The sequence below is a fragment of the Rhizobium sp. 768_B6_N1_8 genome, assembly GCF_051811225.1.
Lineage (GTDB): Bacteria > Pseudomonadota > Alphaproteobacteria > Rhizobiales > Rhizobiaceae > Rhizobium.
The window spans coordinates 2270024-2293518 of the sequence record NZ_JBPWPV010000001.1; the positions used below are offsets into that span (position 1 = coordinate 2270024).

The following is a 23495-nucleotide window of genomic DNA, read 5'->3' on the forward strand; positions in this document are numbered from 1 at the left end:
GCGACCGGATAATGCGAGCCACGGCCCTGCGGATTGCGCCCCGCCTCCACGATCGCCCGAACGACGAGCGCGATCCGCTGGTCACGCATGCCGGGCCTGATGCGGCCGGAACGTTCGAACTCGACAAGCCCGTGAAGCGCTGCCCAGAAAGTCTCGGTCACGATGTCAGCATCGGCGCAGAACGGGGATACCGCTGCCGCCAGCGCCTCGAAACCGGCCCGAAGCTCCGGTCTCGTATCAGCCTGCGCGAACCGCAACTGGGTCGGCAGGATGAATATGGCCGCCACGCGCGCAGGAACAAGCTGGCCACCCGGGCGCTTCCTCCTGTCTGTGAACCGCTCTCCTGTCGCCTGGACCGACCCGCATGGAGCTTCGCTCGCATGGATCGCGGACGAGACTTAAGACCCTCAATTGCAGAGCATCGCCAGGCATGCAAAATATTGATGTCTGCGCGTTTGGAAAATTCCATTCATCTCCGATAGGTCCGTATGAACTTCGTCGTTTTCATGCTGTGCGTGTTCGCCATTTTGATTCTGTTTTTCGTCGCCACAATTGCAATTTTCTTTCTTTGGCTACGCCGTCTCTGGCGACGAACGCGACCCGACCAGTCCGTCCGAAGAAGTCTGATTGTCGCTTTTGGTCTGGGGGCGATCGTATCGCTCTTCGTTGGGATGAAAATCTGGGAGCGAAACTTTGTTCTCGCACGCGTTCCCGAACCACTTGAAGTAGCAGAGATCGAGTATCGCCTGGAGGAATCCTGGGGCGTCGGTTTCATGCCCGGCGACAATGAGACCGGGTTCGTTGTCTATCGGCTGACCGATACGAGCGCAGACTGGGCACGAAAACAGGGAAGCCACCTGAAGGACATGCTTTCAGGAGGACAGGGAGTCTGGCACGCAACACCGGTCGACGACCGTAGCGACGAAGCAGCCTTGGACAGGTGGCATCCTTACGACGACGATCCAGATATGATGTCCGTGGAGCTTCCAGAGGGCCATCCGCCGACGATCTCTGAATACCTGGGAAAGTACGGCTTCGATATCTCGATTAAAGACGGGCGCGACGGTGAAGCGGACAAAGCGATCCAGTCAACCGGATCATTCTACTCATACGGAACAGGCGGCAGCGTCACGATAGTCGATCCAGGTCGCGGCAAAGTTTTTTTCGCTTATGCGGGATGATTAGCGGCATTGATGGCCGCCCCTCCTCCCTTCGGAAACACAACCGCACGGAAATTCAGGAAGCTAATTTCGTGAAGTTGGGTGTGCCCCGTTTGATCATCTCGCTTCCGCCGATCCAATCCACGTTCAAGCCAAGCGGCGTGCCGTATGGTCGTGAGATTGGCGAAGACCGGCGCCAATTACGGATCGCGGCCAGCGACACTGTAATACCGGTCGATCGGCTTCACGGCCGCAATGCAACTTCCGTCTTTGTTGCGTAACAACCACTTATAGGAATCAAACGTGCTATAGGCGACCGATTTTCCGGGGGCAACCTCCCCGTACATTACTTCGTAGCCTTCCGGTGCCATCCAAGAGATCAGAACCGGCGCTGTTCCACGATTGTAGAAAGCAGCGATCGCGGGCTTTCCTCCTAACGCTGAGCGTGGAGCGATATCGTTTGGGCATGGCGCGGGACGCTTCATGGGCATGATATAACCAGTCGCCGCTCCAGTTAAAATCGCCGCGACTGTCACGACAGCGGTAGAACTGAATGTCATTGGGCGCTCCCTGAAAGCCAACCAGGTAAGGTCGACTGGTCTGCTTTTTTACCTCTGAACGAGAATCCGTTGCGGATTACAAAGCAAGACACGAGCGCCCAGGTCCACCAGAACAGAATCCCCCCGGCGATTCCGACAGGTCTGGGGGCAGCGCCATCAGCGACAGCGCCACCCCCATTCCCTGGCTCGTGTAGGTGGCCCCTCGCCTACACCTCGCCGGCGGACCCCTCAATTCGGTTCGCGTATCGCATCATCCAGCCCGCGCAGCAGCGGATAGAGGAAATAGGAGATCACCGTCCGTTGGCCGACCTTGATCTCCGTCGACACTGTCATGCCCGGCAGCAATCTTACCGGCGCTCCGGCAGCATTCAGCCTTGTATCCGCAAGCAGAATGCGCGCCTTGAAGAAGGGGGCGGATGGCTGGCTCGGGGTGGCGGTCTGTTCCGGTTGGCCGGTGAGGAAAGTGTCCTCGCTGATCGTTCGCACTTCGCCTGTCGCCGTGCCGTATTTCTGGAAGGGATAGGCGTCGAGCTTGATGCGGGCTTCCTTGCCGACGGCGATGCGGCCGATGTCGCGGGTGTTGATCGAGACTTCGGCTTCGAGCGGCACGTTGATCGGCACCAGGGTCACCACAGGCTCGGCCTCGCGCACGACGGAACCGACCGAGCGCTGGGCGAGATCGAGCACGACTGCGTCTGCCGGTGCGGTCAGCGCCACCATGTTGCGGCGCAGCTCCATCTTCTTCTGTTCTTCGCCCGCCATGTCACGCTGGCCGCGCAGGTCGACGAGCTGCTCCATCGCGGCGCGGCGGAAATCCTCGATGAAGGCCTGGCGATCGGCGCGCAGTTTCGCATAGGCGTGGACTGCCTCGTCGGCCTTGCCGCGCACCGCGGTGATATCAGCCTCGACATCGAGGCGGGCGTCGCGCGAGCCGAGCATGGTGAGAAGCGAGCCGCTTTCCTTGTCATAGAGTTTCTTTCGCGTCGCCTCGATCTGCGAGAGATTGTCGCGCCGGTCGTTCAGCACGGCCTCCTGATTGCGGTTTGCCGCAAGCACGGACGACTGGCCGGCGATCTGCTGTTCGAAATTCTGCAGCTGCGCCATGTAGAAGGCCCGCCGCTGGCCGAAGAGCTGCACTTGCAGCTGCTCATCCTTCGTGTTGCCGGCAATCTTCGAATAATCCTCGCCGGCAAGCTCGGCCTCCAGGCGCTTCACCTGGGCGTCGAGGGCCGAAAACTTCGCCCTCAGCTGTCCGACATCGGCCTGGCTGAAGGTGGCGTCGAGCGTCGCCAGTGTCTGGCCGGCCCGCACCACCTCGCCGGCCTTCACGTCGATCGTGCGGATGATCGAGGTTTCGAGCGGCTGGACGACGATGGTCGGCTGGGTGGTGACGAGCTTGCCCGGCGCAATCACCACCTCGTCAATGGAAGAGACCGAGGCCCAGGTGATCGCCGCGGCAAGCAGCGCGGTCACGCAGTAGAGCGTCATGCGGGCAACGCGCGGCGGCGCGCGTTCCTCGAGTTCGACGGCGTCCGACTGGAATTCGGCAATTGCCGGCGGCAGCGGCGGGCGGGCGGTGAGTTCCCTGCCCTTCTCCGGGCCCTTGGCTGATGGCCCCTTGCCTGAAGGAACTGGCATGTTTTCGTCGGATTTTCTGACGTGCGCGTTCATGCGACCTGCCTCATCTGCTGTGCCCAGAGGTGGCGGTAGGTCATGCAGCGCGACACGAGCTGATCGTGCCGGCCGATATCGGCGACCTTGCCGCGATCGATGACGAGAATGGCATCGGCATCGACGAGCGTCGAAAGCCGGTGCGAGACGATGATAACAGTGCGGCCGGCAGCGATGCGGCTGAGATTGTCGCGGATGATCGCCTCGCTGTCCGGGTCGAGCGCGCTTGTGGCCTCATCGAAGATCAGCAGCCTCGGATCGGTGATCAGCGCGCGGGCAATGGCAAGCCGCTGCTTCTGGCCGCCCGAGAGGTTGGAGCCATTTTCCTCCAGCATCGTGTCGAAGCCGCGCGGCAGGCGCTCGATGAACTCTTCGGCGCCGGCAATGCGGGCGACCTCCATGATCTCCTCGATGCTGGCATCGGGCTTGGCGGCGGCAATATTGTCGCGTACCGAGCCGCGGAACAGGAAATTATCCTGCAGCACGACGCCGATGCTGGTTCGAAGATGCACGAGGTCGATCTCGCGGCTGTCATAGCCGTCCATGCGCACCAGCCCCTCCTGGCTCTGGTAGAGCCCCTGGATGAGCCTTGTGATCGTCGTCTTGCCCGAGCCGCTCTTGCCGACCACGCCGAAGACGCAGCCTGCCGGAATGGCGAAGGAGACATTGTCGAGCGCCGGCGCCGCATCAGGCGCATAGCGGAAGCTGACCCTGTCGAATTCGATGCGGCCATGCAGATGCGGCCGGACGCCACGCCCGCGGCCCGCCTGCTCCGGCCGCTGGTTCATGATCTCGCCGAGCATGCGCACGGAGAGAGCCACTTCCTGATATTCATGCACCATGGTGACGATCTGCACGAGCGGCCCCGAGACGCGGCCGGCGAGCATGTTGAAGGCAACCAGCGCACCGATCGTCATCGCGCCGCTGAAGACATCGAGCGCGCCAAGACCGATGATCGCAACGCTCATCAGCTTTTCCAGAAGTCCCGTAAGCGACTGGGCGATGGTCGAGATCTTCTCGACGCGGAAACGCACGGAGATCGACTGGGCCGAATAATCGTCCCATACCTTGCGCTGGCGCGGCTCCAGCGCCAACGACTTGACGGTGCGCATGCCATGCACGGTTTCCACCAGCAGGGCCTGCCGGTCGCCTTCGGCCTGGTAGAGCGCCTTCAGGCGGCGCTGGAACGGCCCGACGAGCATCATCACCACGATGCCGACAAGGGCTGCGAAACCGAGCACCACGAGCGTCAGCTTGACGCTGTAGAGAAGCAGGATCGGCACGAAGACGAAGAGCGAGACACCGTCGAGAAGCGTCAAGAACAGCCGGCCGGTCAGGAATTCGCGGATGCGCCCCGTCTGCTGCATATGCTTGACGAGAACGCCGGCCGAGGCCTGCTCGAAGAGCGCGATCGGCAGGTTGAGCAGATGGCCGAAAGTGCGGGTGGCGACGCGGATGTCGATCCTGTTCGTGGCGTAGAGCAGCAGATAGCGGCGCAGGAAGCTGAAGGTCGCATCGAAGATCAGCGCGATCCCGATACCGACGGTCAGAACCGTCAGCGTCGCATAGCTCTGGTGCACGAGCACCTTGTCGATGACGAGCTGGAAGAAGATCGGCGTCATCAGCCCCAGGCCGTAGAGCACGAAGGCGGCGAGCGCGACATCGCGGAAGAAGCTTCGCTGCTTGATGATCTCAGGGACGAACCAGCGGAAGCCGAAGGGCCGGTCCTCATCGGACATGCGATAATTACGCTTCAGCAGGATCGCCGATCCGAGCCAGGCCCTGGCGAATTGCTCTTCGCTGAGCATGATCACCTCGGCGCGCGAGGAAAGTGGGTCGAGAACCCGGATTCTCTCCTCCTCGCCCTCCCCGACAGCGCCGGCGATGACCACCCAGTTGCCGTTGTTGAGTTCGGCCAGCACCGGGAAGGCCTCGCCGAGCTGGAACAGGCTTCGCCAGTTGAGATCGAGATGCTTGGCCCTCAGGCCAGCGTCCTTTGCCATGCGCAAGAGCTGCCGCACGGCAACGGGATCGTTGCCGACAGCATAATCGTGCTGCAGCCGCTCAGGAGAAAGATCGACGCCGTGATGACGTGCGACGAGCGCAAGACAATGCAGGTTGGTATGCAGAAAACCACTCATGGCCCACCCGAAACAATACGAGACCGAGGCGATAGTTGTTGATCAGTTGAAGTTCGGCGAAGCGTTCGACCCGCCGGCCTGCGCCGCCTGGATATCGGCGGCAGCGGCAGCCGACATATCGCCGATCCGGCGAACCGCACCCGCCTCGACCAGGCCGCCAAGCGCCTTCTGCATGAGATCGACCGCATTGGCGAAGGCGTCGACCGGCATGATGATGCGCTGGCGGAAGACCGGCTTCGGATTGTTGTTGGCATCGCGGTCGGTCGCCGACAGCGACATCAGGTCGATGCGCACGATCGTGCCCGTGATGGTGATTTCGCCGATACCGTCTGCATAAAGTTCGCTGCTCATTGTTCTCTCCTCTGGTTGATAATCAAAACACGTTCACCTTAGGGCGTCTTACGTCCATTAGGACGCTCTAACTCTTTGAATGCGCATGCATATGTGCGTGCTGCCATGGCGGAAACGGATCCCGAAGTCCGGTGGCAATCTCCGGATCGAAGCCCGTTTCCTCCCCGGCAAGGCAATCGTCGAGCGCACTGCAGATGGCGTGCCTGTCGAAGCCGGAACCGATGAAGACGAGCTCCTGGCGGCGGTCGCCCCAGACATCGTCCCAGTGCCTGTCGATCAGCTGGCGGAACTGCGGATAACGCGGCCATTGCGCCCTCGGCACGGATGCCCACCAGAAACCCCTGGTATCGATGCGGCATTGCGTGCCGGCAATGGACAGCAGGCCGATCTCATCAGGCCTTGTCGCCAGCCAGAAATGGCCCTTTGCGCGAATGAGGCCCGGCCATTTCCTGTCGAGGAAATCGCTGAGCCGCGCGGGATCGAAAGGCCGGCGGCTGCGATAGACGAAGCTTGCAATGCCGTATTCCTCGGTCTCCGGCACATGGTCGCCCCAGCCGAAGAGCTCCTTGTGCCAGAGAGGATGGCGAGCGGCCTTCGCCTCGCTGAAGAGGCCGGTATCCATGATCGCGCCAAGCGGCACCTGGCCGAAGACCGCCTCGATGACGCGGGCATCCGGATTGAGCGCCGCCACGACCTGGCGAACCTCGGCGAGCATTGCGGGCGGCACCTCGCCTGCCTTGTTGATGATGACGACGTCGGAAAATTCGATCTGCTCGACGAGAAGTTCGACGAGCTTGCGCTCATCGTCCCCGTCACGCCTTTCGCCGCGATCGGCAAGAAACTCGGCGCTCTGGTAATCGGCGAGAAGATTGACCGCATCGACGACGCAGACCATCGTGTCGAGCCTTGCCACGTCGCAGAGTGCCGCGCCGCTCTCGTTGCGGAAGGAGAAGGTGGCTGCGACCGGCAGCGGCTCGGCAATGCCGGTGCCCTCGATCAGCAGATAATCGAAACGGTCGGCAGCGGAGAGCCGGCGTACCTCGCTCAGGAGATCGTCGCGCAGGGTGCAACAGATGCATCCATTGGTGAGCTCCACCAGCGTCTCGTCCGTGCGCGAGAGGTCTGCACCCCCCTCGCGCACGAGGTCCGCATCGATGTTGACCTCGCTCATATCGTTGACGATGACAGCAACCCGACGACCCTCACGATTACTCAGTACATGATTGAGGACAGTCGTCTTGCCGGCGCCGAGAAACCCGGCGAGAACCGTAACCGGCAATCTGTTGTCTGCACGCATCATCGATATGATCATCCTTTACGATGCTTGGCCTTACATCCTCGCAGGCTTTACGCCGCGAGCTGCGGTTTGAACGCCACGTCCACATAGTAGTTTGTGCTGTTGTAACTGCTCGTCGGGAACAGCCCGCCCGATCCGTAGGCATAGACGCCGTTATTGCCGGCAAGCGCCTTGAGGTCGCCGTTCGTCACCTCGCTGCCGAAGTAATTGCCTGTTGCCGAGTAGTTGCCGTTGGTCGAGTAGGAAACGACGTAGGTAGTATCCGCCTGGATCGCGACCTGCTGGGTAAGCTGCGCGGTCTGCCAGCCGCTGGCCGTCTCGTTGTTGAAGGTGACGCTGCCGAGCAGAGTGCCCGAAGCCGTCCACAGATAGCCGTTGTGCGGGCCTGTATTGTCGGCCCCCTTGTAGAAGCGGATGCCGGTGATCCAGCCTGCCGTATCGGCCTGGAATTTCATGCCGAGATTGACCGGCTGGTTGTCGTTGACAGAGATGACCGAGGGTGTCGCATTGGCGGCAAAGAGGTTCTGCTCCGGTCCTGCAGCCGGGTTGTTGACGGCGAGCGAAACTTCAGCTGATGCCGTGCCGCCCTGCCCGTCGGCAATGGCATAGCTGAAGCTCGCCGGCCCCGAATATCCCGCCGTCGGCGTGAAAGTGACGGTCTGCGCCTGGCTGTCGAAGGAAACCGTGCCGTTGACCGCACCGCTGACCCCGGTGATCGAGATCGTATTGCCATCGGCATCGCTGTCATTGGCAGTGAGTGCCGAGGCCTGGATGGTAACAGGCGTGCCTGTGTTTGTCGTAAAGCCGCTGTCATTGGCGGCGACCGGAGCCGTATTCTGCGCGCCCTGCTTATAGAGCACGTCGACCCAGTAATTGCTGGCATTGTAGGAAGAGTTCGGGAACAGGCTGCCCGTGCCATAGGCATAGACGCCGTTGCCGCCGCTGACCGTGCTTGCCGGCGCCGTCAGCGCACCGCTCGTATAGTCTGTCGTGAAGTAGTTTGCCGTTGCCGAATAGAAGCCGTTGGAATGGTAGCTCGCCACATAGGTGGTGCCGGCGGTGATGTTGATCGGCTGCGTGAAGGAAACCGTCTGCCAGCCGCTCGCCGTCTCGTTGATGAAGGTTGCCTGCCCAAGGAGTTGGCCGCTCGCCGTCCAGAGCGAGCCGACATGCGTGCCGGTATCCTGGGCGCTCTTGTAATAGGTGAGCCCGGTGATCTGGCCATTGGCGGAAGCGATGAACTTGACGCCGAGCTCGACCGAGTTGGCGTCATTGGCGGCGGTAACGCCCGACGTGTCGGCGCTGGTGAACAGGCTTGATGTCGTGCCGCCGCCGGGCTGCGAATTGACGGTCAGGCTGACAGTTGCCGACGATGTGCCGCCATGCCCGTCCGAAACCGAATAGGTGAAGCTTGCGACGCCCGTATAGCCGGTAACAGGCGTGAAGGTGACGCTGTTCGTCTGGCTGTTGAACGTCACCGTGCCGTTGACCGCGCCATTGGCGCCGGTGATGCTGAGCGGATCGCCATCGGCATCATGGTCGTTTGCAAGCAGGCTTGCTGCGGCAATCGAAAGCGCGGTGTTGGAATAGGTCGTATAGCCATTGTCATTGGCGGCGACCGGCGCCGTGTTGGTCGTCGACTGATTGAAGACGACATCCACCCAATAGTTCGACGACTGGTAGCTGGACGTCGGGAATGTCGTGCCCGATCCGTAGGAATAGACGCCGTTGGCGCCTGCAAGGCCCGTCAGCGCGCCGTTCGTATGGGCCGAGTTGAAATAGCCCGATGTCGCCACATAGCTGCCGGTCGTGTGGTAGGAGGCGACATAGGTCGTGCCAGCCGTGATCTGCAGCGGGTTGGAGAATGCCGCGGTCTGCCAGCCGGAGGCCGATTCATCCGCAAAGCTGATCGTCGCAAGCAGAGTGCCGCTCGCCGACCAGATCGAGCCGGTATGCGGCCCGGTATCGCCGGCAGCCTTGTAGAAGCGGATACCGGTGATTGTGCCGCTCACCGAGGCCGTGAATTTCATGCCGAGTTCGAGCGGCGAATTTTCCTGGATGCTGCCGCCCGTCGGCCCTTCATTGGCGGCAAACAGCGACTGGCCGGCCGGACCCGGATCGACGGTGAGGCTGACATTGGCCTGATCCGTGCCGCCGCGTCCATCCGACAGTGTATAGCTGAAGCTTGCCGGACCGGAATAATTGGCAGCCGGCGTGAAGATGATCGTGCCGTTCTGCTTGTTGAGGGTAACAGTGCCGTTGAGCGCATTGCCGACGGCGCTGATCGTCATCGCATCGCCATTGGCATCCGTATCGTTTGCCAGAAGCGTGGCGATGGAGATCGTCAGCGTGCCGTTGCGGGAAATCGTCAGGCCGCTGTCGTCGCCGGCAACTGGCACGCTGTTGGGTCCGGCATCGAAGACCACGTCCACCCAATAGTTGGACCCGCCGGGGCTGAGGCCGGGGAATGTGCCGGCATTGTCGCTATAGGCATAGGCCCCGCCGCCATCGACGGCCTTCAGCGCGCCGCTGGCATAGGTGCTGCCGCTACCGAAATAATTGTCGGTGACGGAGTAGAAGCCGTTGCTGTGATAGGAGGCCACATAGGTCGTGCCGGCCGCAATCTGGATCGGCGAGGAGAACATCACCGTCTGCCAGCCGGAGAGCGATTCATTCGTCGATACGCCCGTTGCCAGCAGCGTCCCGTCGCTGGACCAGAGGCTGACGACATGATCGCCGATATTGTAGAAGCCCTTGTAGAAGCGGATGCCCTGCACGGAACCTGCGGTCGTCGCCTGGAAGCGCAGGCCGAGTTCGACCGGATCGCGATCGATCGCCACTTCGGTCGCCGGCTTTTCCGCAAGCGTCCATAGGCCCTGCGTGCCGGGCAGCGTGACGGTGACCTGCTTGCCGGTCGATGGCGCCTCCAGATTGACGCTGTCATCGACAGCGCGTGACATGACGGTGTAAGTGCCGCTTGCCTGGACGACCCAGTTATAGCTCCAGCTCTCGCGGCCGGTGGCCTTGAACCAGTGCTGGCCGCCATCGGTGGAGACTTCCACGCCGGCAATGATGCCGCCGCCGAAATCCTGCGCCGTGCCCGTGATCGTGACGTGCTGGCCTTCGAGGAAGCTTGCTCCGATGATGGGCGACGAGATCGACGAGGTCGGCTTCAGCGTGTCGGTCGATTGGGTCGCAAGGATCAGGCTCGCATCGAGCGTCGTCGGCTGGATGCCCATGTCCGCGAACATGTTGACCATCGCCTGCTGGACGTTGCGATCGGTCGATGTCGTCGGGCCCTGGTGGTTATCACTGAGCCCCCAGGACCAGAAGACGGTGCCTGCGCCGAAGACGAGCGCGCCGCTTGCGGCCCGGTACATGGTGAGGCTGTGGGTGGCGACGGCGGAACCGACCGTCGCGCCGTAATCGCGCAGATAGGTTTCTACCGAGATGGACGAGAGCGACAGGTTGACGAGACCATCCGGCCGGAAGCCGTTCTCGACATCGGAATCCCACTCGTAGCCGAGCAGGTTCTGCACCAGATTGTAGGTATCGCCTTCATTCAGCTGGGAAACATCGGTATTGCGCCAGAAGCGCAGGTTCGAATAGTCGTAGGGGATGGAGATCGTATCCTGGCGGTAGCTGTCCACCTGGAACATCGTGCCCGTCAGCGCATTCTCCGGCTTCTGCCCCGGATCGGCATAGCGCGGATCGCGCCAGGTACCGGTGCCGACACCGCTCGGATCCGAGCTCGTGCCCCAGGTTTCCTTGTAGCAGACCATGGTGCGGTAGGCTTGGCCGCTGCCGTCGATGCTGCTCTCCCAGCGAACCTTCCAGTAGCATTCGTTGCCGCTCCAGAAGGCGAGGTTGACGCCGGAATCGCGGGCTGCCTCGACATTGGCGCGCTGTTCGGCAGACCAGTATTCGTCATGGCCGACGGAGAGATAGGCATCGTGGTTGAGCAGCAGCGCGCCGTTGCGCGTCGCATCGACGCCCGAGATATAGGACACGTCGTAGCCGTTCTGCTCCAGCCACGAGATGGCGGAGGATTCGACGCCGAAAATGTAATCGTGCGAACCGCCGATCGGGCTCGTATTGGTGATGATCGGCCTGTTATAGCTGACCGCCGAGGCGCGGCCGATGGCCTGCAGGCCGCAGCTGCAGTTTGGCGGCAGGTAGCCGATCATGTCGGCGGGATCGACCGGCACTTCGCCATAATAGAGGCTGGCGCCGCCCCAGGCATTATAGGCCTGCCATGTCGTATCCGAGGTCTGGAAGACGATATTGCTGGTCGAGGCATCGTCGCGCACGACGAACGGGATGATGCTTGCATCCTCGGTGCCGTCCTCGCGCACCAGCTTGGCGAAATAGACGCCCGAGACGGCATCGCCAGGGATCTGCCAGCTGGCCGATACCGACCAGTTGCCGCAATCGATGAGACCGAGCGACATGTCGACGATCGGGTGCGGCTGGATCTGCGCCGTGGTCAGCGATTTCTCGATCGAGTCCACCTTGCGCGCGCCGGCCCCGCCATAATAGCCCATGCGATAGATATCGATGCGGTAATGGGTGGAATCCGTGGCGATCTTGAAATCGACCGTCTGGCCGATATTGGTGCTGATTTCGGTGGCAAAGCCCTGGATGGTGCCGTTGCCATCGCCCTCCAGTCCCCATTCGCTGATGGGGTTGCCCTGCTTCATGTTCTCGAGCGCGATCTTGTTGAGCGTCGGCGCAGCAGCAGCCGCAGCGGCCGGCGCTGCGAGCGCCACCGATCCCACGGGGGTCTCGGCGGAAACGCTCTCGCTCGGCTGCACCGAGATGGAGGCTATCGAGGTCTGAAGGAGTAACGACGTCGTGCCGGAACCGGCGGCAGGATCGGTCGGAGACGTGGTAGGGCCTGCCGTGCCGGCATCGCTGGTAATGCCCGTCAGCACGGGCGCCGACGGCAGCGTAGCAGCCTCCTGGTACGGGTCCGGGCCGAGCACGGTCCGCTCTTTTGTCGTGGTCGTCGTCTGCAGCGCCGGGAGGATCGACGCCGTCTTGGTGGACGTATCCTGCGTGCCGCCGTCGCCCGAAGGCGCTGATATCGCCGTCGGCGGTATCGAGGCAGTCTGCACGCCGCCCGATGAGATCAGCGCGGCAGGCTGCATGATATTCCCGAGAAAGGAAGACGGACTTGCGAAGGAGGACGGGACGGCGGCGCCGTCGGGAGTGGCGAAGCTGCGCTGACTGGCAAAGCTTAGGGAACCATCGGTACTCGCTGATGACACAACCGTCGCGGTTCCCAGCACTGCGCTCCAGGCTGAGGGTGCACGACAGATACTCAACGCTCCACCAAATGTACTCAGATACTCAAGGTTACTAACGCGAATTCTCCGCATAAGCGGCATCCCCCTTCCCGTCCACCCGCCTCCTGGACCTGCCCCTCAACCGGCCCCATGAAGCAGCATTTCAAGATATGCATTCTGGCAGCTTTCGCATGGGAACGAACGACAGCAATCAGGGGTATGCGGGTGGTGCCCCCTACGCCCATATGATGACCCCTCGGCATGGCGGGTTGGCATGGCAGCAGGTTTGCCTGTGAAGGTTGAGGGGAATTCGGGTTGCCGTTACCGGCTCGACCCTTCCAAGGCCGCGGCAGGCGCCATCGCCGCCCGGCTTTCTCCGGCGCCGGTCACCCTGCCCGTCAGCGCAAAGCGCCTCAGCGACAGGACGGGCTTTTCGATGAGGTGCCAGGAGACTGCGGCGACGCAGAGAACGACGGCGACCGTTACCGCCGTCAGCATGACGACGCCAGGAACTGTGCCGACGAAGACCGACGGCGCCAGGAAGATCGCGAGCTGGATGAACGGCACATGGTAAAGATAGACGCCGTAGGAATAATCGCCGCGCTCAAGACTTTTCGGCAGCGGCAGGCGCGACAGGCCGGCATGGATGGTGATGTAGGTTAGAACGGGGATCAGGATCAGCCGGTTGGCGACGCTGTGGGTCGCCCTCGTGTCGAGCACGATCATGGCGGTCAGCGCAATGGCGATGCAGGCATAAAGCGCCATCCTGCTCATCGGGATCCGGTCGCGCAGCTGATAGGCAAGGATGCCGCTGAGGAAGGCCGTGACGAGTTGGGCGCCGCGGCTGACGAACAGCGCATGAAGGGTCGAACCGTTCTGAGCCCCGGCGGGCATGAAATGCTCGACTGCAAGGCCGGTAAAGACGTAACCCGCAAGCAGCAGGAAAGTCGCCGCCGGCCGCCGCACCACACCTGTGATCATCATGACCGACATGATGGTGTAGCAGATGATCTCCCAGGGAATGGTCCAGAGCGCACCGTTGACCTGCGGGGTCGGGTTGCCTGTGAAGACGCCGGGCAGTTCGGTATGGATCGCGCCGATGATGTTCATGAGATAGGCAAAGAAGCCTGCATCAGTGAAGTATTCGCCAAGCGGCAGCGTGGTGACGGCCGGGCCGATGATGAAGGCACAGATCAGGATATCGACCGCGAGCGCGGGGACGATGCGGAGCGCGCGATTGAGCAGGAAATTTGCGAGGTCGAGCCGCTGGGCGCTGGCCGTGATCAGGAAGCCGCTCAAGGCGAAAAACATCGGCACCAGACTGTATTCGAAGAACCACAGGAAAGGGCCGGTGCCGGCATCCCAGTAGCCGTCAGCAATGACGACATGATAGAAAACGATGGTAAGCGCCAGCGCGAGGCGCAGGAAATTGAAACCTGGAGCAAGGCCCTGATAGCCCGCCAGCACCTCGCCAAAGCTCTTCATCGCCCCTCCGGAAAACCGAGCCTTACGCCCTCCAGCCAGCCGGTGAAGCACAACCACGGCGATGGAGTAATAATTCCGGATGCATCCTAAACATGATTTTTTCAACGAAAAGTTAGCAAGACCCGCCTAAAAACACACCTTGTGCGGTATATTTTCAGACAGTCTGCCGCGCTTCGGGCGTATCGAGGCGAGCAATCTTCGCTTTTTTCGTCCGGCTCGCGCCCTGCCCTCAGGCCGGAACGTAGGTCAGCCTGATCACGTCCTCGTCGATGCGATCGCTGGCCACAAGGCGCAGCCGCGGCCGGGGGGCGGCGAAGAATGGCGTGCCGTGGCCGAGCACGACGGGATGGAAGTAGAGCTGATATTCATCGATAAGACCCAGCTCGGTCAGGCTTCGCGCCAGGACCGATCCACCAATGCCGACCACCCCGGCAAGCCGGTCCTTCAACCCGCGTAGGACCGTTTCGAGCCCCTCCCCGACAAGCGTGGCATTGGGGCCGACCGAGCTCAGCGAGCGCGACACGACCCACTTCTGCTGGCCCCGCCACGCCGCCGCGAAATCGCGTGCCGCCTCGTCCCACTCAGCGTGGTCGTCATCCCAATAACGCATGATCTCGTACATGCGGCGACCGTAAACGATGGCTGCCGCGCCCCGCACGCTCTCGACGAAGTGACGGAAGAGCACGGGACCGGGCGCAAACGCCTGATGGTCGATGTAGCCGTCCAGTGACACGTTCTTTCCGTAAACAAGCTTGGCCATGTCCTCTTCCTCCTCACGGGCGCCGCGCCGGCGCCATTCTGGTTGCGTCATGCAATCAGCTGCAGGATAACTCGACCGGTTTTAAATCGCAATCGGTTTCGGGAATGCGAATGAAACCCGTCGTGCGGGCGGCGCGATCAAACGGCATCTTGCAATATGTATGCGAATCGCATATATTTACCGGATGGAAACAAAACTCGAATCCGCAATCAACCGGTGGCACGAAGCAGTGAACGCCGGCGATCCGACGCAGGCTGCAGCGGCAGTGAGCGACCTGGTCGTGGTGCTAGGCCCGAAGGGTGCCGACCCCATCTCGCCCGCCGACTTCGCCGGCTGGGTGGAAAGGTCGGGGATCAAGCTCGTGGCGCGATCCTGGCATCCGGTCAGCGATCGCCTGATGGTGGTCGAACAGGATGCGTCATGGCCGGAAAGCCCGGGGCCGACGCGCGTGGCGACGGTCTTTCGCGTCACCGGCGCCAAAATATCGGCAGCGCTGAGATTGCCCGATCTGAGCTCGGCGCTGGAACTCGCATTCATCTGCCGCGAAATGGCCGCCAGCGAATGAGAGACCCGGACGAAGACTCTTCGCAGCAAGAGACCGGCGGTCCCGGACAGACCCTGTTCGAGTTCATCCGGCACTGGTCCCGCCGCTCGAGCACTCCTGCGAGCCGCTCGACGGAGCAGAACGGCAGATATGTCCTCGTCACCGAGGCGGTCGACTCCCTTTCGAAGCGGGCGCCTGCGACGATCAATTCCGTGGCCCGTGAAATCGGCATCGATCAAAGCGGCGCTTCCCGTCTCGTCAGGGATGCCGTGGAAGCCGGATATCTGGAAATGAACCCCTCTCCTCGCGATGCCCGCGAACGCGTGGTCGCTGTCACCAGGACGGGCCAGCGACTGCTTGTCGACGCCCACCATTGGCAGGAAGAGGTGTTCGAGCGACTGACTGATGACTGGAAGGCCGAGGAGCGCGCCGTCTTTCACCATGCAATGCTTCGACTGCTCAAGCGCTCGCATGATCAGGAGGAGTAGAGCATTTCCACGGCCCGCAGAAAAACGGACTTGCCCTAGGTATCGGCAAGCCTGAGTTCGATCAGCTCACGCGCCAGTTCGTAGGTTCCATCCTCGTCGTCGCCGGAGGCTTCGTCGATCATCTCGGCGGCGGTGCGATAGACTTCCCGCTCTTCTTCGGGAGAAAGCAGGCCCTTATTGCCAAGCACGGAGATGAGCGAGTTCAGAACGGCAGCGGCCGATAGTGTCATCGCTTCGGATGTGAGACGCGTGGACTCTGAAGACATTTTTATTCCTCGATCGATAGAACAACGCTAAACAATACGTTGGGCCTTCAACAAGTTCCAAGTCGAGGTTACAGATCCGGCCCACCCGCAGATCCGGTTGATATTATCGCGACAATAATGCCTGCACCACCCCTGATGATTGCAAGAATTGGGCTAAGCCGTTTTGGTAGATTTTATCTTGAGGATGCCATCATTCGGGCTATCCTGCCGGGGAGTTTCACTGGTATGCAACTTGACCTGCGCGGGAATGGCACAGTAGCTGATAGTGGATTTATGTCATGAATCTGATGGTGCGCGATGCCTGCCGAGATGGGCTCGACCGACTTGGAGGGGAAATCGTGGAAACCAGTCAGGACCGGTTCTTTCAGGCCGTAGCGATGAGGCAGATACCGAGGATCAGGGTTGCGGGCATCGTGGTGGAGGATGGAAAGGTGCTAGTCCAGCAGCCCGCCGACGACCCATCCTCCTGCTACGCCTTCATCGGCGGCGAATATGAGACCGGCGATACGTTCGAGACGCGGCTGCGCAAGGAATTCGAGGAAGAGACGAACGCCAGGGTGAGAGAGGCCCGGTATCTCTTCTGCGTCGAAAACCATTTTCGCTATCGCGGCCAGCTCATCCAGCAGGCCGAACATTATTTCCTCGTGTCGCTGGACCGGCATGATGTCGTGAGCCGCGAGACGCATCTGAAACAGTCTTGGCTGCCGCTTGCGACGCTCGCAGGCGCAGACCTGCGGCCGTCAGTGGTGAGGGATGCGGTGGCGGATGGGCGCTATTTGACCGAGAGGCATTTTGTGCAGATGGCGGACTGAGCTTGCTGTCACCCTCCCGCCCGCGTTTGCTTCTGGATCGGCGGACGCTCGCTGCTATCGTAAGAGCGGTGCGCCGCTTGCACATTTACAAAAATCCTGAATTTCGACGACTTCAGACCTCGGCCAAGAAGGCAGCGATATCTGGCCTGCTCGACAGCCTAAACTTTTGAAACGGATGCTGCTCGAAGAACCATTGATGGCCTTCGAAGGAATTTAGGTGGTTCTTTCTGAGGCGGTAACCACGGGTATATTCCAACAGTTCCTCGAACTGTTCCTGTGTTCCACCCTCGGTTTGGCCTCGCTGCACGAGGTTTGAAATGCACTCGTCGTCGGAGACGTCGAGCCAGATAAGCGTGGTTACACGCGAGAAGACTTGCCTGAGGATCGACCCGTAGAGGCCTTCAATGATCCAATTGCTACCGTCCGCGGCCTCAGTCACCAGCCGATCACGCTCCTGGCGCGGACGTTCTCCCGCAAAATTCGGCAACCAGTGGAGATCGTCGAGATGAATAAGCGGGGCATGAAGTCTTTCGGCTAACTGTTTGGACAGCCAAGTTTTGCCGCTTCCGCCATTCCCGACAATGAAAATCCTGTCCATCATGCATTCTGCTCCGCAGAAGGGTGGTTCGGGTATGGGCCGTACTGCCGTGTCTGTCAAATCCCTGCAGGATGGCTATCCGGCAAAGTCTACAATGAGCCAAGTGCGTGGCCGGCGTTTGAGCGCGCCGGTCCGAAAGCGGCCCAACGCGCACTTTATTTCGCTGACGTCACGACAGGCAGACGCACGATCTGATCGCCTGGGCGAATGGATGACATCCGATGTGTGACGGCCACGATGGTAAGATCGTCGGCAAGATCACGCAGGCCATCCATGATTTGCCGTTCAGTCTCCTCGTCGAGCGCAGAACTTGCTTCGTCGAGGACGAGGATCGCCGGCTTGCCGTAGAGTGCCCTTGCGATTGCTATGCGCTGGCGTTCGCCGCCCGATAATTTCAGCCCTCGCTCGCCAACCACCGTTTCGAAACCATCAGGCATGCCTTCGATCCGTTCAAGGATAGAGGCTTGCCGCGCCGCCTCGCGCAGGCGTTCGGCATCAAAGGGGCGACCGAGAACGATGTTCGACAGAAGCGTATCGTTGAGAAGCGCCACGTCCTGCGGCACCACGCCGACATGCGCGAACCAATCTTCGCTGGCAATCCGGGCCAGATCGATCCCGTCAGCCAGAATGCGCCCCTCGGAAGGTTGCAGCGCCTTGAGAAGCAGGCGAAGGATGGTGGACTTGCCCGAGCCCGTCTCGCCTACGATGAAAGTTGGTGTTCCCCTTTGTATGCCGAATGATGTTTTCGTAACGCCACGCCCATTCTCATAGCTGAACGTCACATCGTCGAACGCGACCACCCCCTGCGATGGGCGATAGGAGATTGGATCTGCAGGGTCTTCCTCTTCCGGCGCATGCCACATGGCGGCAAGTGGACGAAATCGGGCCGCAGCCTCCACCGTTTCCTTGATCGCCATTCCGACGAGATGGAAGGGTTCATTGAGCTGGATGAGCAGCGTGTTGAAAAGCACGACTGCGCCGACAGACAGCAGCCCGGCATCGACGCGGGGAACGAGGATCAGAAACGTGATTGCAAGCTGGAACCCGGCCGCAATGCCAAGCACGACGGAGAAGCTGCTGCTTGCGAGCGCATAGTGCCGCCAGTTCGCGAAGGCATCGCTTGCGCTTGCGGCAAACCGCTCCGCCATCCACCTTTCGCCGCGTGTCTGACGCAACGTGTCGACGATGGCAACGGCATTGCCGATAAGCTGCGCGTTCTGCTGGCTCCGTTCCATTGCCTTGTCGAGGAACGGCGTCACCCGCCCGACCCTGACATAATCAAGGCCAATCACCACCGCTCCATAGATCACGACGATCAGAGCGATTTCCCAGCCTATGAAATGGCCGAGAAGGCCTGCACTGAAAATAATCTGGACGAAACCGGGCAGCAAACCGCCAATGCTCAACTGCGTGATGATGTTAAGGGTCTCGGCCCCTTGCTGCTGCGCCCTTCCGATCTCGGCTGCATTGTGGTCGAGGAAGAATGCAGGTTTCTTCCGAAGGATGCGGGCAAAAAATGTAGAATTCGCGATAAAGCAAAGCCGCTCGGCGCAAAGAAAAATCAGGAAACGGGACGCCTGGCCAAACCCGGTCGCGATGGCGAAAAGGAGCGCGTACAGAAGCAACGTTCCAAGCGCACCGCCATGATCCCCGACTTTCAACAGGTCATCGACGGCGCGGGAAAAGAGATAGGGAGAGGCGATAGAAGCGACCGCCCCTATCATGGTAGCGAGAACGACAAGCGCCGTGGTGGTGTGAGCCTGCCGGAAATACTGAGCAATGAGCGAACGCAAGATCGGCACGATCGCAGAGTTTGCGACTGTCATGATCGACTCCAGCCTGGGAAGATGACGTCTTCGCTATGCTAGTTGATTTTTACAGTCAACTTTAAAGGCGGGCAGCTTCAATAGCTGCTCTTGGTGCACGGTTGAGATAGCTGCCTAGACCGCTGGTCTTTGTCATCTAATCTGAGACTTTTACCCAGCGGTGAGCGGCACACGACTTGCCCTCCTCATCGAGAGGCCGAGCTCACCCCGCCGTCACGCTCCATCCTGACCACCCGCGCCCTGCCCGCCATCCAGCCCCCGCGCAAACGCCTCAAACCGCGCATCATAAGCCCCGAACGCCCCTTCCCCATCGAATATCCCCCAATATTTCCGGAACGACGGCTTCTCGATCTGCCGCTTGAGAAACGTCTCCCACCCCGGCCAGAAATGCTCTGTTATTTCAGGCGTCTTGTGCCGTTCCAGAAAGGCGCGCTCGAAGATCGAGATCATCATCTCGTAGAAAATGTCGCGCCTGACGAGGTCGTCGGGTGAGAGGTCGGCGGGTTCCTCCTGCCAGGGGAAGATGCCGAGGTGGGGATGTTCGACGGAGAGTTCGAGCAGCCGGTGATAGGCGTCGCTGATCGTCAGATAGGAGCTGTTGAACTCCTGCTCCTTCTCCTTCACATGGGCACGGCGCGCCTTGATAAGCTCGACGACGCCGGCGACGATCGCGACGAAGGTGCCAACGGCCGTCAGCAGCGAAATGAGATCGGCATAGTCGAGCAGCGCATTGTGCATGGGCACAGGCTACATCTTCGCCCTGGCAGGTCAATCGCTGCCTGTTACCCGGACTGACACACACTCTCCCTGCCCATGCCCGCCGGTCGTTCCGCTTGCGGGGGCGCAGGAATGGATCAAACGCGATCCAGAAACGCGAGCACTCGCTTGGTGAGCAACGCGGTTGCATCCGCGTCATAGGATGGGAGCGAACTGTCGGCGAAATAGTGCTGGTCGCCGGGATACAGGAAAAGCTCCGCGTCCTCGACCTTCGCCACGATCTCGCGGGCGGCATCGATATCGCCCTCGCCGACGAAGACCGGGTCCTTGTCCATACCGTGAATCTGCACCGGGACGCCGTCCGGCCAGGGCCCGAAGGCCCATGTGCCACTGATTGGCAGGCAGGAATAGAAAAGCAGGGCTCCGCGGGCTCCTGGCCGTGTCTGCGCGAGCTTCTGCGCCGGCAGCACGCCGAACGAGAACCCGGCATAGACGATCCCGGCAGGCAGTTTGTCGGCAAAGCGGACGCCGCGCTCCCGCATGTCGTCGAATCCGGTCTCACCAATATAGGCGAGACCCTGTTCGATGCTCTGGAACGTGCGTCCGTCGAAGAGGTCAGGCGTGTGCACGATGTGACCGGCGGCCCTGATGTCGTCGGCGAAGGCGCGCACGCCCGGGGTCAACCCCTGTGCGTGGTGGAACAACAAGACCTCGGCCATAGGGAGCCTCCGGGTGAGATGGTCTGACACACGTCCGGCCACTTTACAGAGTCATCGCTTCGCCGGGAAGAGTGCGGACGCGTTACGGAAGGAACGTCGGCCGGCAAGATCGAGGCTTGGCGCCTCATCCCTGCCCGAGCTTGCCGGTGAAGAAATCCAACAGCCCATAGGGCGCCCGGTCGCCGACGCAGAGATCCAGGATAAAGCGGGCGCCTTCCGCCTCCGTTGCACTGCGGGTAAACATCGGCTCTTCATAGGCGGCGAGCGCTGCTTCGATATTGTCGGGCTGCGCGGCGATTGCCTTTGCGAGCTCAGCGCCGTCGAACATAGCCAGGTTTGCCCCCTCGCCCGATGGCGCCATCAGATGGGCGGCGTCGCCGATAAGCGTCACGCCGGGTAGACGCGGCCACCGGTGCGCATCCGGCAGCGCATGGATCAGGCGCGGGGCGAGCGCCGTATCGCTTTCGGTGATCAGTGCGGTGAGCGCCGGCGCCCAGCCTTCGAACTCCGCGGCGATCCTGGCCTTTGCCGCGGCGGTGTTGGAAAAGTCGATGCCGGCGATCCACTCGGGCGAGCGGTTCATCTGGATATAGGCGTGCAGCACGCCGCCCGCCTCGCGATGGGCGACGATGCCCTTGCCCGGCGAAAGCGCAAACATCGCGCCGCTGCCGACCACTTCTGCCGCAGCCGTGTGGCGGATATCGGCATCATGGAGATAGGTTTCGATGAAGGCCGTGCCGACATAGGCGGGTTTGGCATCCGAAAGCAGCGGCCGCACCTTCGACCACGCACCATCTGCCCCGACAAGCAGATCGCTGACGACGCTGGTCCCGTCGGCAAAGCTCAGCGCGTGCCGGCCGGCGCCGAGTGCCGCAACGCCGGTGAGTTTCTTGCCCCACTGGATCGTGCCCGCAGGCAGGGAGCTGACGAGGATGCGGCGCAGATCGCCGCGCAGCACTTCCGGACGCGACAGCGCGCCGTCATCGGCCTTCTCCAGCAGCACCGCGCCATGCCGGTCAAGCGCGCGTGCGGCCTGGGCGCCGTGATGGATGATGGCGCGGAACGCCTCGGTGAGACCGGCGTCCTCCAGCGCCCGCTGGCCGTTATGCGGGTGAATATCGAGCTGGCCGCCCTGTGTGCGGGCCTCGGCCGAAGGCTCCGCCTCGTAGATCGTGGCCCCTATGCCGTTAACGGCGAGGACGCGGGCAAGCGTGAGGCCGCCGAGGCCTGCCCCGACGATCGCGACTGTTACAGTCATTATGTTCCTTCCCGAAGATGATTGGAACGGCGTTCCATAGATAGTAATTGGAACGTCGTTCCATTCATGTCAAGATGCGGCCCATGAAAATCAGGAATCAGCAAATCAAGACTCAGCGGACCAGAACCCGCCCAAACAGGACCCAACGCAGCGAGCGGCGCACCGACGCCCTCTCGAAGGAAAGGATCGTCGAAGCGGCGATCGATATCCTCGATGCCGAGGGCGAAAATGCCCTCACCTTCCGCGCGCTTGCGGCGCGTCTCTCGACAGGCAGCGGGGCGATCTACTGGCATGTCGCCGACAAGAACGAATTGCTGACCGCCGCCACCGACGCCATCATCGGCCGCGTGCTGACCGATGTCGCGGCAGATGCCGAGCCGGGCCAGGCGATCCGCATCTTTGCCCTCGGCCTGTTTGACGCGATCGACGCCCACCCCTGGGTCGGCACCCATCTTTTTCGCGAGCCGTGGCAGGCGGCGATGCTGGAGATCTTCGAAGCCATCGGCGGAAGGCTGCAGGCGCTCGGCGTTCCCGAAGAGGCGCTGTTCAATGCCGGATCGGCGCTCGTCAATTACATCCTCGGCGTTGCCGGACAGAATGCCGCCAATGCCCGCCTGCTGCCGCAGGGCACGGACAGGACGGCCGCCCTCGGCGCAATCGCCGCAAGCTGGACCGAGCTAGACCCGGCGCGATATCCCTTCGTGCATCATCTGGCGACGAAGCTCAGCGACCATGACGACCGCGAGCAATTCCTCGCCGGCATCGACCTGATCCTCGCCGGCATCGGCACGATCGGCCGGACAGATGGAGAGAGCTGAGACCGCGGAACGGGCGGCTCTCGCCCTATCGAGATCTCAACCAAGGCCTATGAATGGATTGCGGGCGGCAAGTTCGGATATACAAGCGGTCACGAATAGCTGAATGCCAGCATTGGGGAGCTTTCATGCATAACAGCCGGTGGCGTCTGTTCCTTCTTGCGATCATCATCCTGCTTCCGGGTTCCGGCTTCAGCAAGGAAGCGCTGACCTTCAAGCAGGCACTGGATAAATATACGGGGAGCGACGGCAAAGGGCTCTACAGATGCGCCACAACCGCCAGGATCGTCGGAACGAATACCGACGAATGCCGGATGGTCTTCTTCTGGATCCGCACTGCTGCCGGGTACTCAACTCCGCCCTTGGGCAAGATCGATGATGCCGCCGCATGGGCGATCATCGAAGACGTGCTAAGGGGAAAAAAGCCGACCCGCTTTATACCGCTCGGGCGCGAGAAGAGCTTGAGGGACATATCATCCGCGGTCGCAAGCATTCTCGACAACGGCCATCCCGACTTCTATATGATCAATTGCCTGTCAGCACTGGAATACCAAGGTGTCGAAGACAGTCTCAGCTGCAATTATGCCTATGCCAAAGTTCTGTTGCTCTTATCCTACGTTGCCGATCTCGGTGATTATAAGGTCAGCAGGGTAGAGTTCCCCTATGTCCTGCAGCAAAGCCTGGAACAGGCCTATTCGCGATCAAAAACTCCGCAGCCATGAACCGCATCACGCTACAG

20 protein-coding genes and 1 pseudogene are annotated in these 23495 nt (G+C 61.3%); 6 read left to right on the forward strand and 15 right to left on the reverse strand.

The features are described 5' to 3' along the window. Nucleotides 1-17 precede the first annotated feature (17 nt). Nucleotides 18-296, reverse strand: a pseudogene (locus tag AB8B33_RS11675) (TetR-like C-terminal domain-containing protein); the annotation flags it as partial. Between the two features lie 192 nt (nucleotides 297-488). Between AB8B33_RS11675 and AB8B33_RS11680 the strand changes: the two are divergent. Then, nucleotides 489-1181 (forward strand): hypothetical protein, encoded by a 693-nt coding sequence (locus AB8B33_RS11680; protein ID WP_439015486.1) that lies wholly within the window; start codon nucleotides 489-491, stop codon nucleotides 1179-1181. A 179-nt stretch (nucleotides 1182-1360) separates the two neighbouring features. Here the strand turns inward: AB8B33_RS11680 and AB8B33_RS11685 are convergent, their stop codons facing one another. The 8 genes from AB8B33_RS11685 to AB8B33_RS11720 all read right to left on the reverse strand — a co-directional run bounded on the left by AB8B33_RS11685 (nucleotide 1361) and on the right by AB8B33_RS11720 (nucleotide 14713). Continuing rightward, entirely contained in the window at nucleotides 1361-1720 is a 360-nt protein-coding gene (locus tag AB8B33_RS11685; RefSeq protein WP_439015487.1) for a hypothetical protein, read from the reverse strand. A 228-nt stretch (nucleotides 1721-1948) separates the two neighbouring features. Then, entirely contained in the window at nucleotides 1949-3391 is a 1443-nt protein-coding gene (locus AB8B33_RS11690; RefSeq protein WP_439015488.1) for an HlyD family type I secretion periplasmic adaptor subunit, read from the reverse strand. Further along, nucleotides 3388-5532 carry a peptidase domain-containing ABC transporter gene (locus tag AB8B33_RS11695; protein ID WP_310386245.1) on the reverse strand — a complete coding sequence of 715 codons (2145 nt, stop codon included), beginning with the start codon at nucleotides 5530-5532 and terminating at the stop codon, nucleotides 3388-3390. The genes AB8B33_RS11690 and AB8B33_RS11695 overlap by 4 nt, the downstream gene beginning before the upstream one ends. Nucleotides 5533-5574: 42 nt before the next feature. Continuing rightward, nucleotides 5575-5883 (reverse strand): hypothetical protein, encoded by a 309-nt coding sequence (locus AB8B33_RS11700; protein WP_113325782.1) that lies wholly within the window; start codon nucleotides 5881-5883, stop codon nucleotides 5575-5577. 67 nt (nucleotides 5884-5950) lie between these two features. Then, nucleotides 5951-7183, reverse strand: coding sequence for a GTP-binding protein (locus tag AB8B33_RS11705; protein WP_439015489.1), 1233 nt, complete (start codon nucleotides 7181-7183; stop codon nucleotides 5951-5953). A 47-nt stretch (nucleotides 7184-7230) separates the two neighbouring features. Beyond that, complete coding sequence (locus AB8B33_RS11710; protein ID WP_439015490.1) at nucleotides 7231-12570, reverse strand: DUF4082 domain-containing protein; 5340 nt, start codon at nucleotides 12568-12570, stop codon at nucleotides 7231-7233. Nucleotides 12571-12789: 219 nt separating this feature from the next. Beyond that, nucleotides 12790-13953 (reverse strand): acyltransferase family protein, encoded by a 1164-nt coding sequence (locus AB8B33_RS11715; RefSeq protein WP_439015491.1) that lies wholly within the window; start codon nucleotides 13951-13953, stop codon nucleotides 12790-12792. 229 nt (nucleotides 13954-14182) lie between these two features. Beyond that, complete coding sequence (locus tag AB8B33_RS11720) at nucleotides 14183-14713, reverse strand: dihydrofolate reductase family protein (protein ID WP_439015492.1); 531 nt, start codon at nucleotides 14711-14713, stop codon at nucleotides 14183-14185. A gap of 184 nt (nucleotides 14714-14897) precedes the next feature. On the opposite strand from AB8B33_RS11720, the gene AB8B33_RS11725 reads away from it, so the two are divergent. Both AB8B33_RS11725 and AB8B33_RS11730 read left to right on the forward strand, forming a co-directional pair. Further along, nucleotides 14898-15278 carry a hypothetical protein gene (locus AB8B33_RS11725; protein WP_439015493.1) on the forward strand — a complete coding sequence of 127 codons (381 nt, stop codon included), beginning with the start codon at nucleotides 14898-14900 and terminating at the stop codon, nucleotides 15276-15278. After that, nucleotides 15275-15745 carry a MarR family winged helix-turn-helix transcriptional regulator gene (locus AB8B33_RS11730; protein ID WP_439015494.1) on the forward strand — a complete coding sequence of 157 codons (471 nt, stop codon included), beginning with the start codon at nucleotides 15275-15277 and terminating at the stop codon, nucleotides 15743-15745. The genes AB8B33_RS11725 and AB8B33_RS11730 overlap by 4 nt, the downstream gene beginning before the upstream one ends. Before the next feature lie 35 nt (nucleotides 15746-15780). Here AB8B33_RS11730 and AB8B33_RS11735 read toward each other — a convergent pair whose 3' ends face one another. After that, nucleotides 15781-16011, reverse strand: a complete 231-nt coding sequence (locus tag AB8B33_RS11735) for a hypothetical protein (protein ID WP_113325709.1) — start codon at nucleotides 16009-16011, stop codon at nucleotides 15781-15783. Nucleotides 16012-16289: 278 nt separating this feature from the next. Between AB8B33_RS11735 and AB8B33_RS11740 the strand changes: the two genes are divergently transcribed. Further along, nucleotides 16290-16823: an NUDIX domain-containing protein gene (locus AB8B33_RS11740; RefSeq protein ID WP_439015495.1), complete on the forward strand. Its 534-nt coding sequence runs from the start codon at nucleotides 16290-16292 to the stop codon at nucleotides 16821-16823. Between the two features lie 112 nt (nucleotides 16824-16935). Here the strand turns inward: AB8B33_RS11740 and AB8B33_RS11745 are convergent, their stop codons facing one another. From AB8B33_RS11745 to AB8B33_RS11765, 5 genes are all read right to left on the reverse strand, one after another. Next, entirely contained in the window at nucleotides 16936-17424 is a 489-nt protein-coding gene (locus AB8B33_RS11745) for an AAA family ATPase (protein ID WP_310386259.1), read from the reverse strand. Nucleotides 17425-17576: 152 nt separating this feature from the next. After that, entirely contained in the window at nucleotides 17577-19247 is a 1671-nt protein-coding gene (locus AB8B33_RS11750) for an ABC transporter ATP-binding protein (RefSeq protein WP_439015496.1), read from the reverse strand. A 213-nt stretch (nucleotides 19248-19460) separates the two neighbouring features. Beyond that, nucleotides 19461-19985, reverse strand: coding sequence for a hypothetical protein (locus AB8B33_RS11755; protein ID WP_439017239.1), 525 nt, complete (start codon nucleotides 19983-19985; stop codon nucleotides 19461-19463). A gap of 116 nt (nucleotides 19986-20101) precedes the next feature. Next, on the reverse strand, nucleotides 20102-20683 hold the full coding sequence (locus AB8B33_RS11760) for a dienelactone hydrolase family protein (RefSeq protein WP_439015497.1): 582 nt from the start codon (nucleotides 20681-20683) through the stop codon (nucleotides 20102-20104). 124 nt (nucleotides 20684-20807) lie between these two features. After that, the gene (locus tag AB8B33_RS11765) at nucleotides 20808-21941 is read right to left on the reverse strand and encodes an FAD-dependent oxidoreductase (protein WP_439015498.1); all 1134 of its coding nucleotides are present in this window, start codon (nucleotides 21939-21941) and stop codon (nucleotides 20808-20810) included. Nucleotides 21942-22024: 83 nt separating this feature from the next. On the opposite strand from AB8B33_RS11765, the gene AB8B33_RS11770 reads away from it, so the two are divergent. Next, on the forward strand, nucleotides 22025-22759 hold the full coding sequence (locus AB8B33_RS11770; protein ID WP_439015499.1) for a TetR/AcrR family transcriptional regulator: 735 nt from the start codon (nucleotides 22025-22027) through the stop codon (nucleotides 22757-22759). 125 nt (nucleotides 22760-22884) lie between these two features. After that, a complete protein-coding gene (locus tag AB8B33_RS11775) occupies nucleotides 22885-23478 on the forward strand; it encodes a hypothetical protein (protein WP_113324990.1) in 594 nt (197 codons plus the stop codon). The last annotated feature ends 17 nt before the right edge of the window (nucleotides 23479-23495 follow it).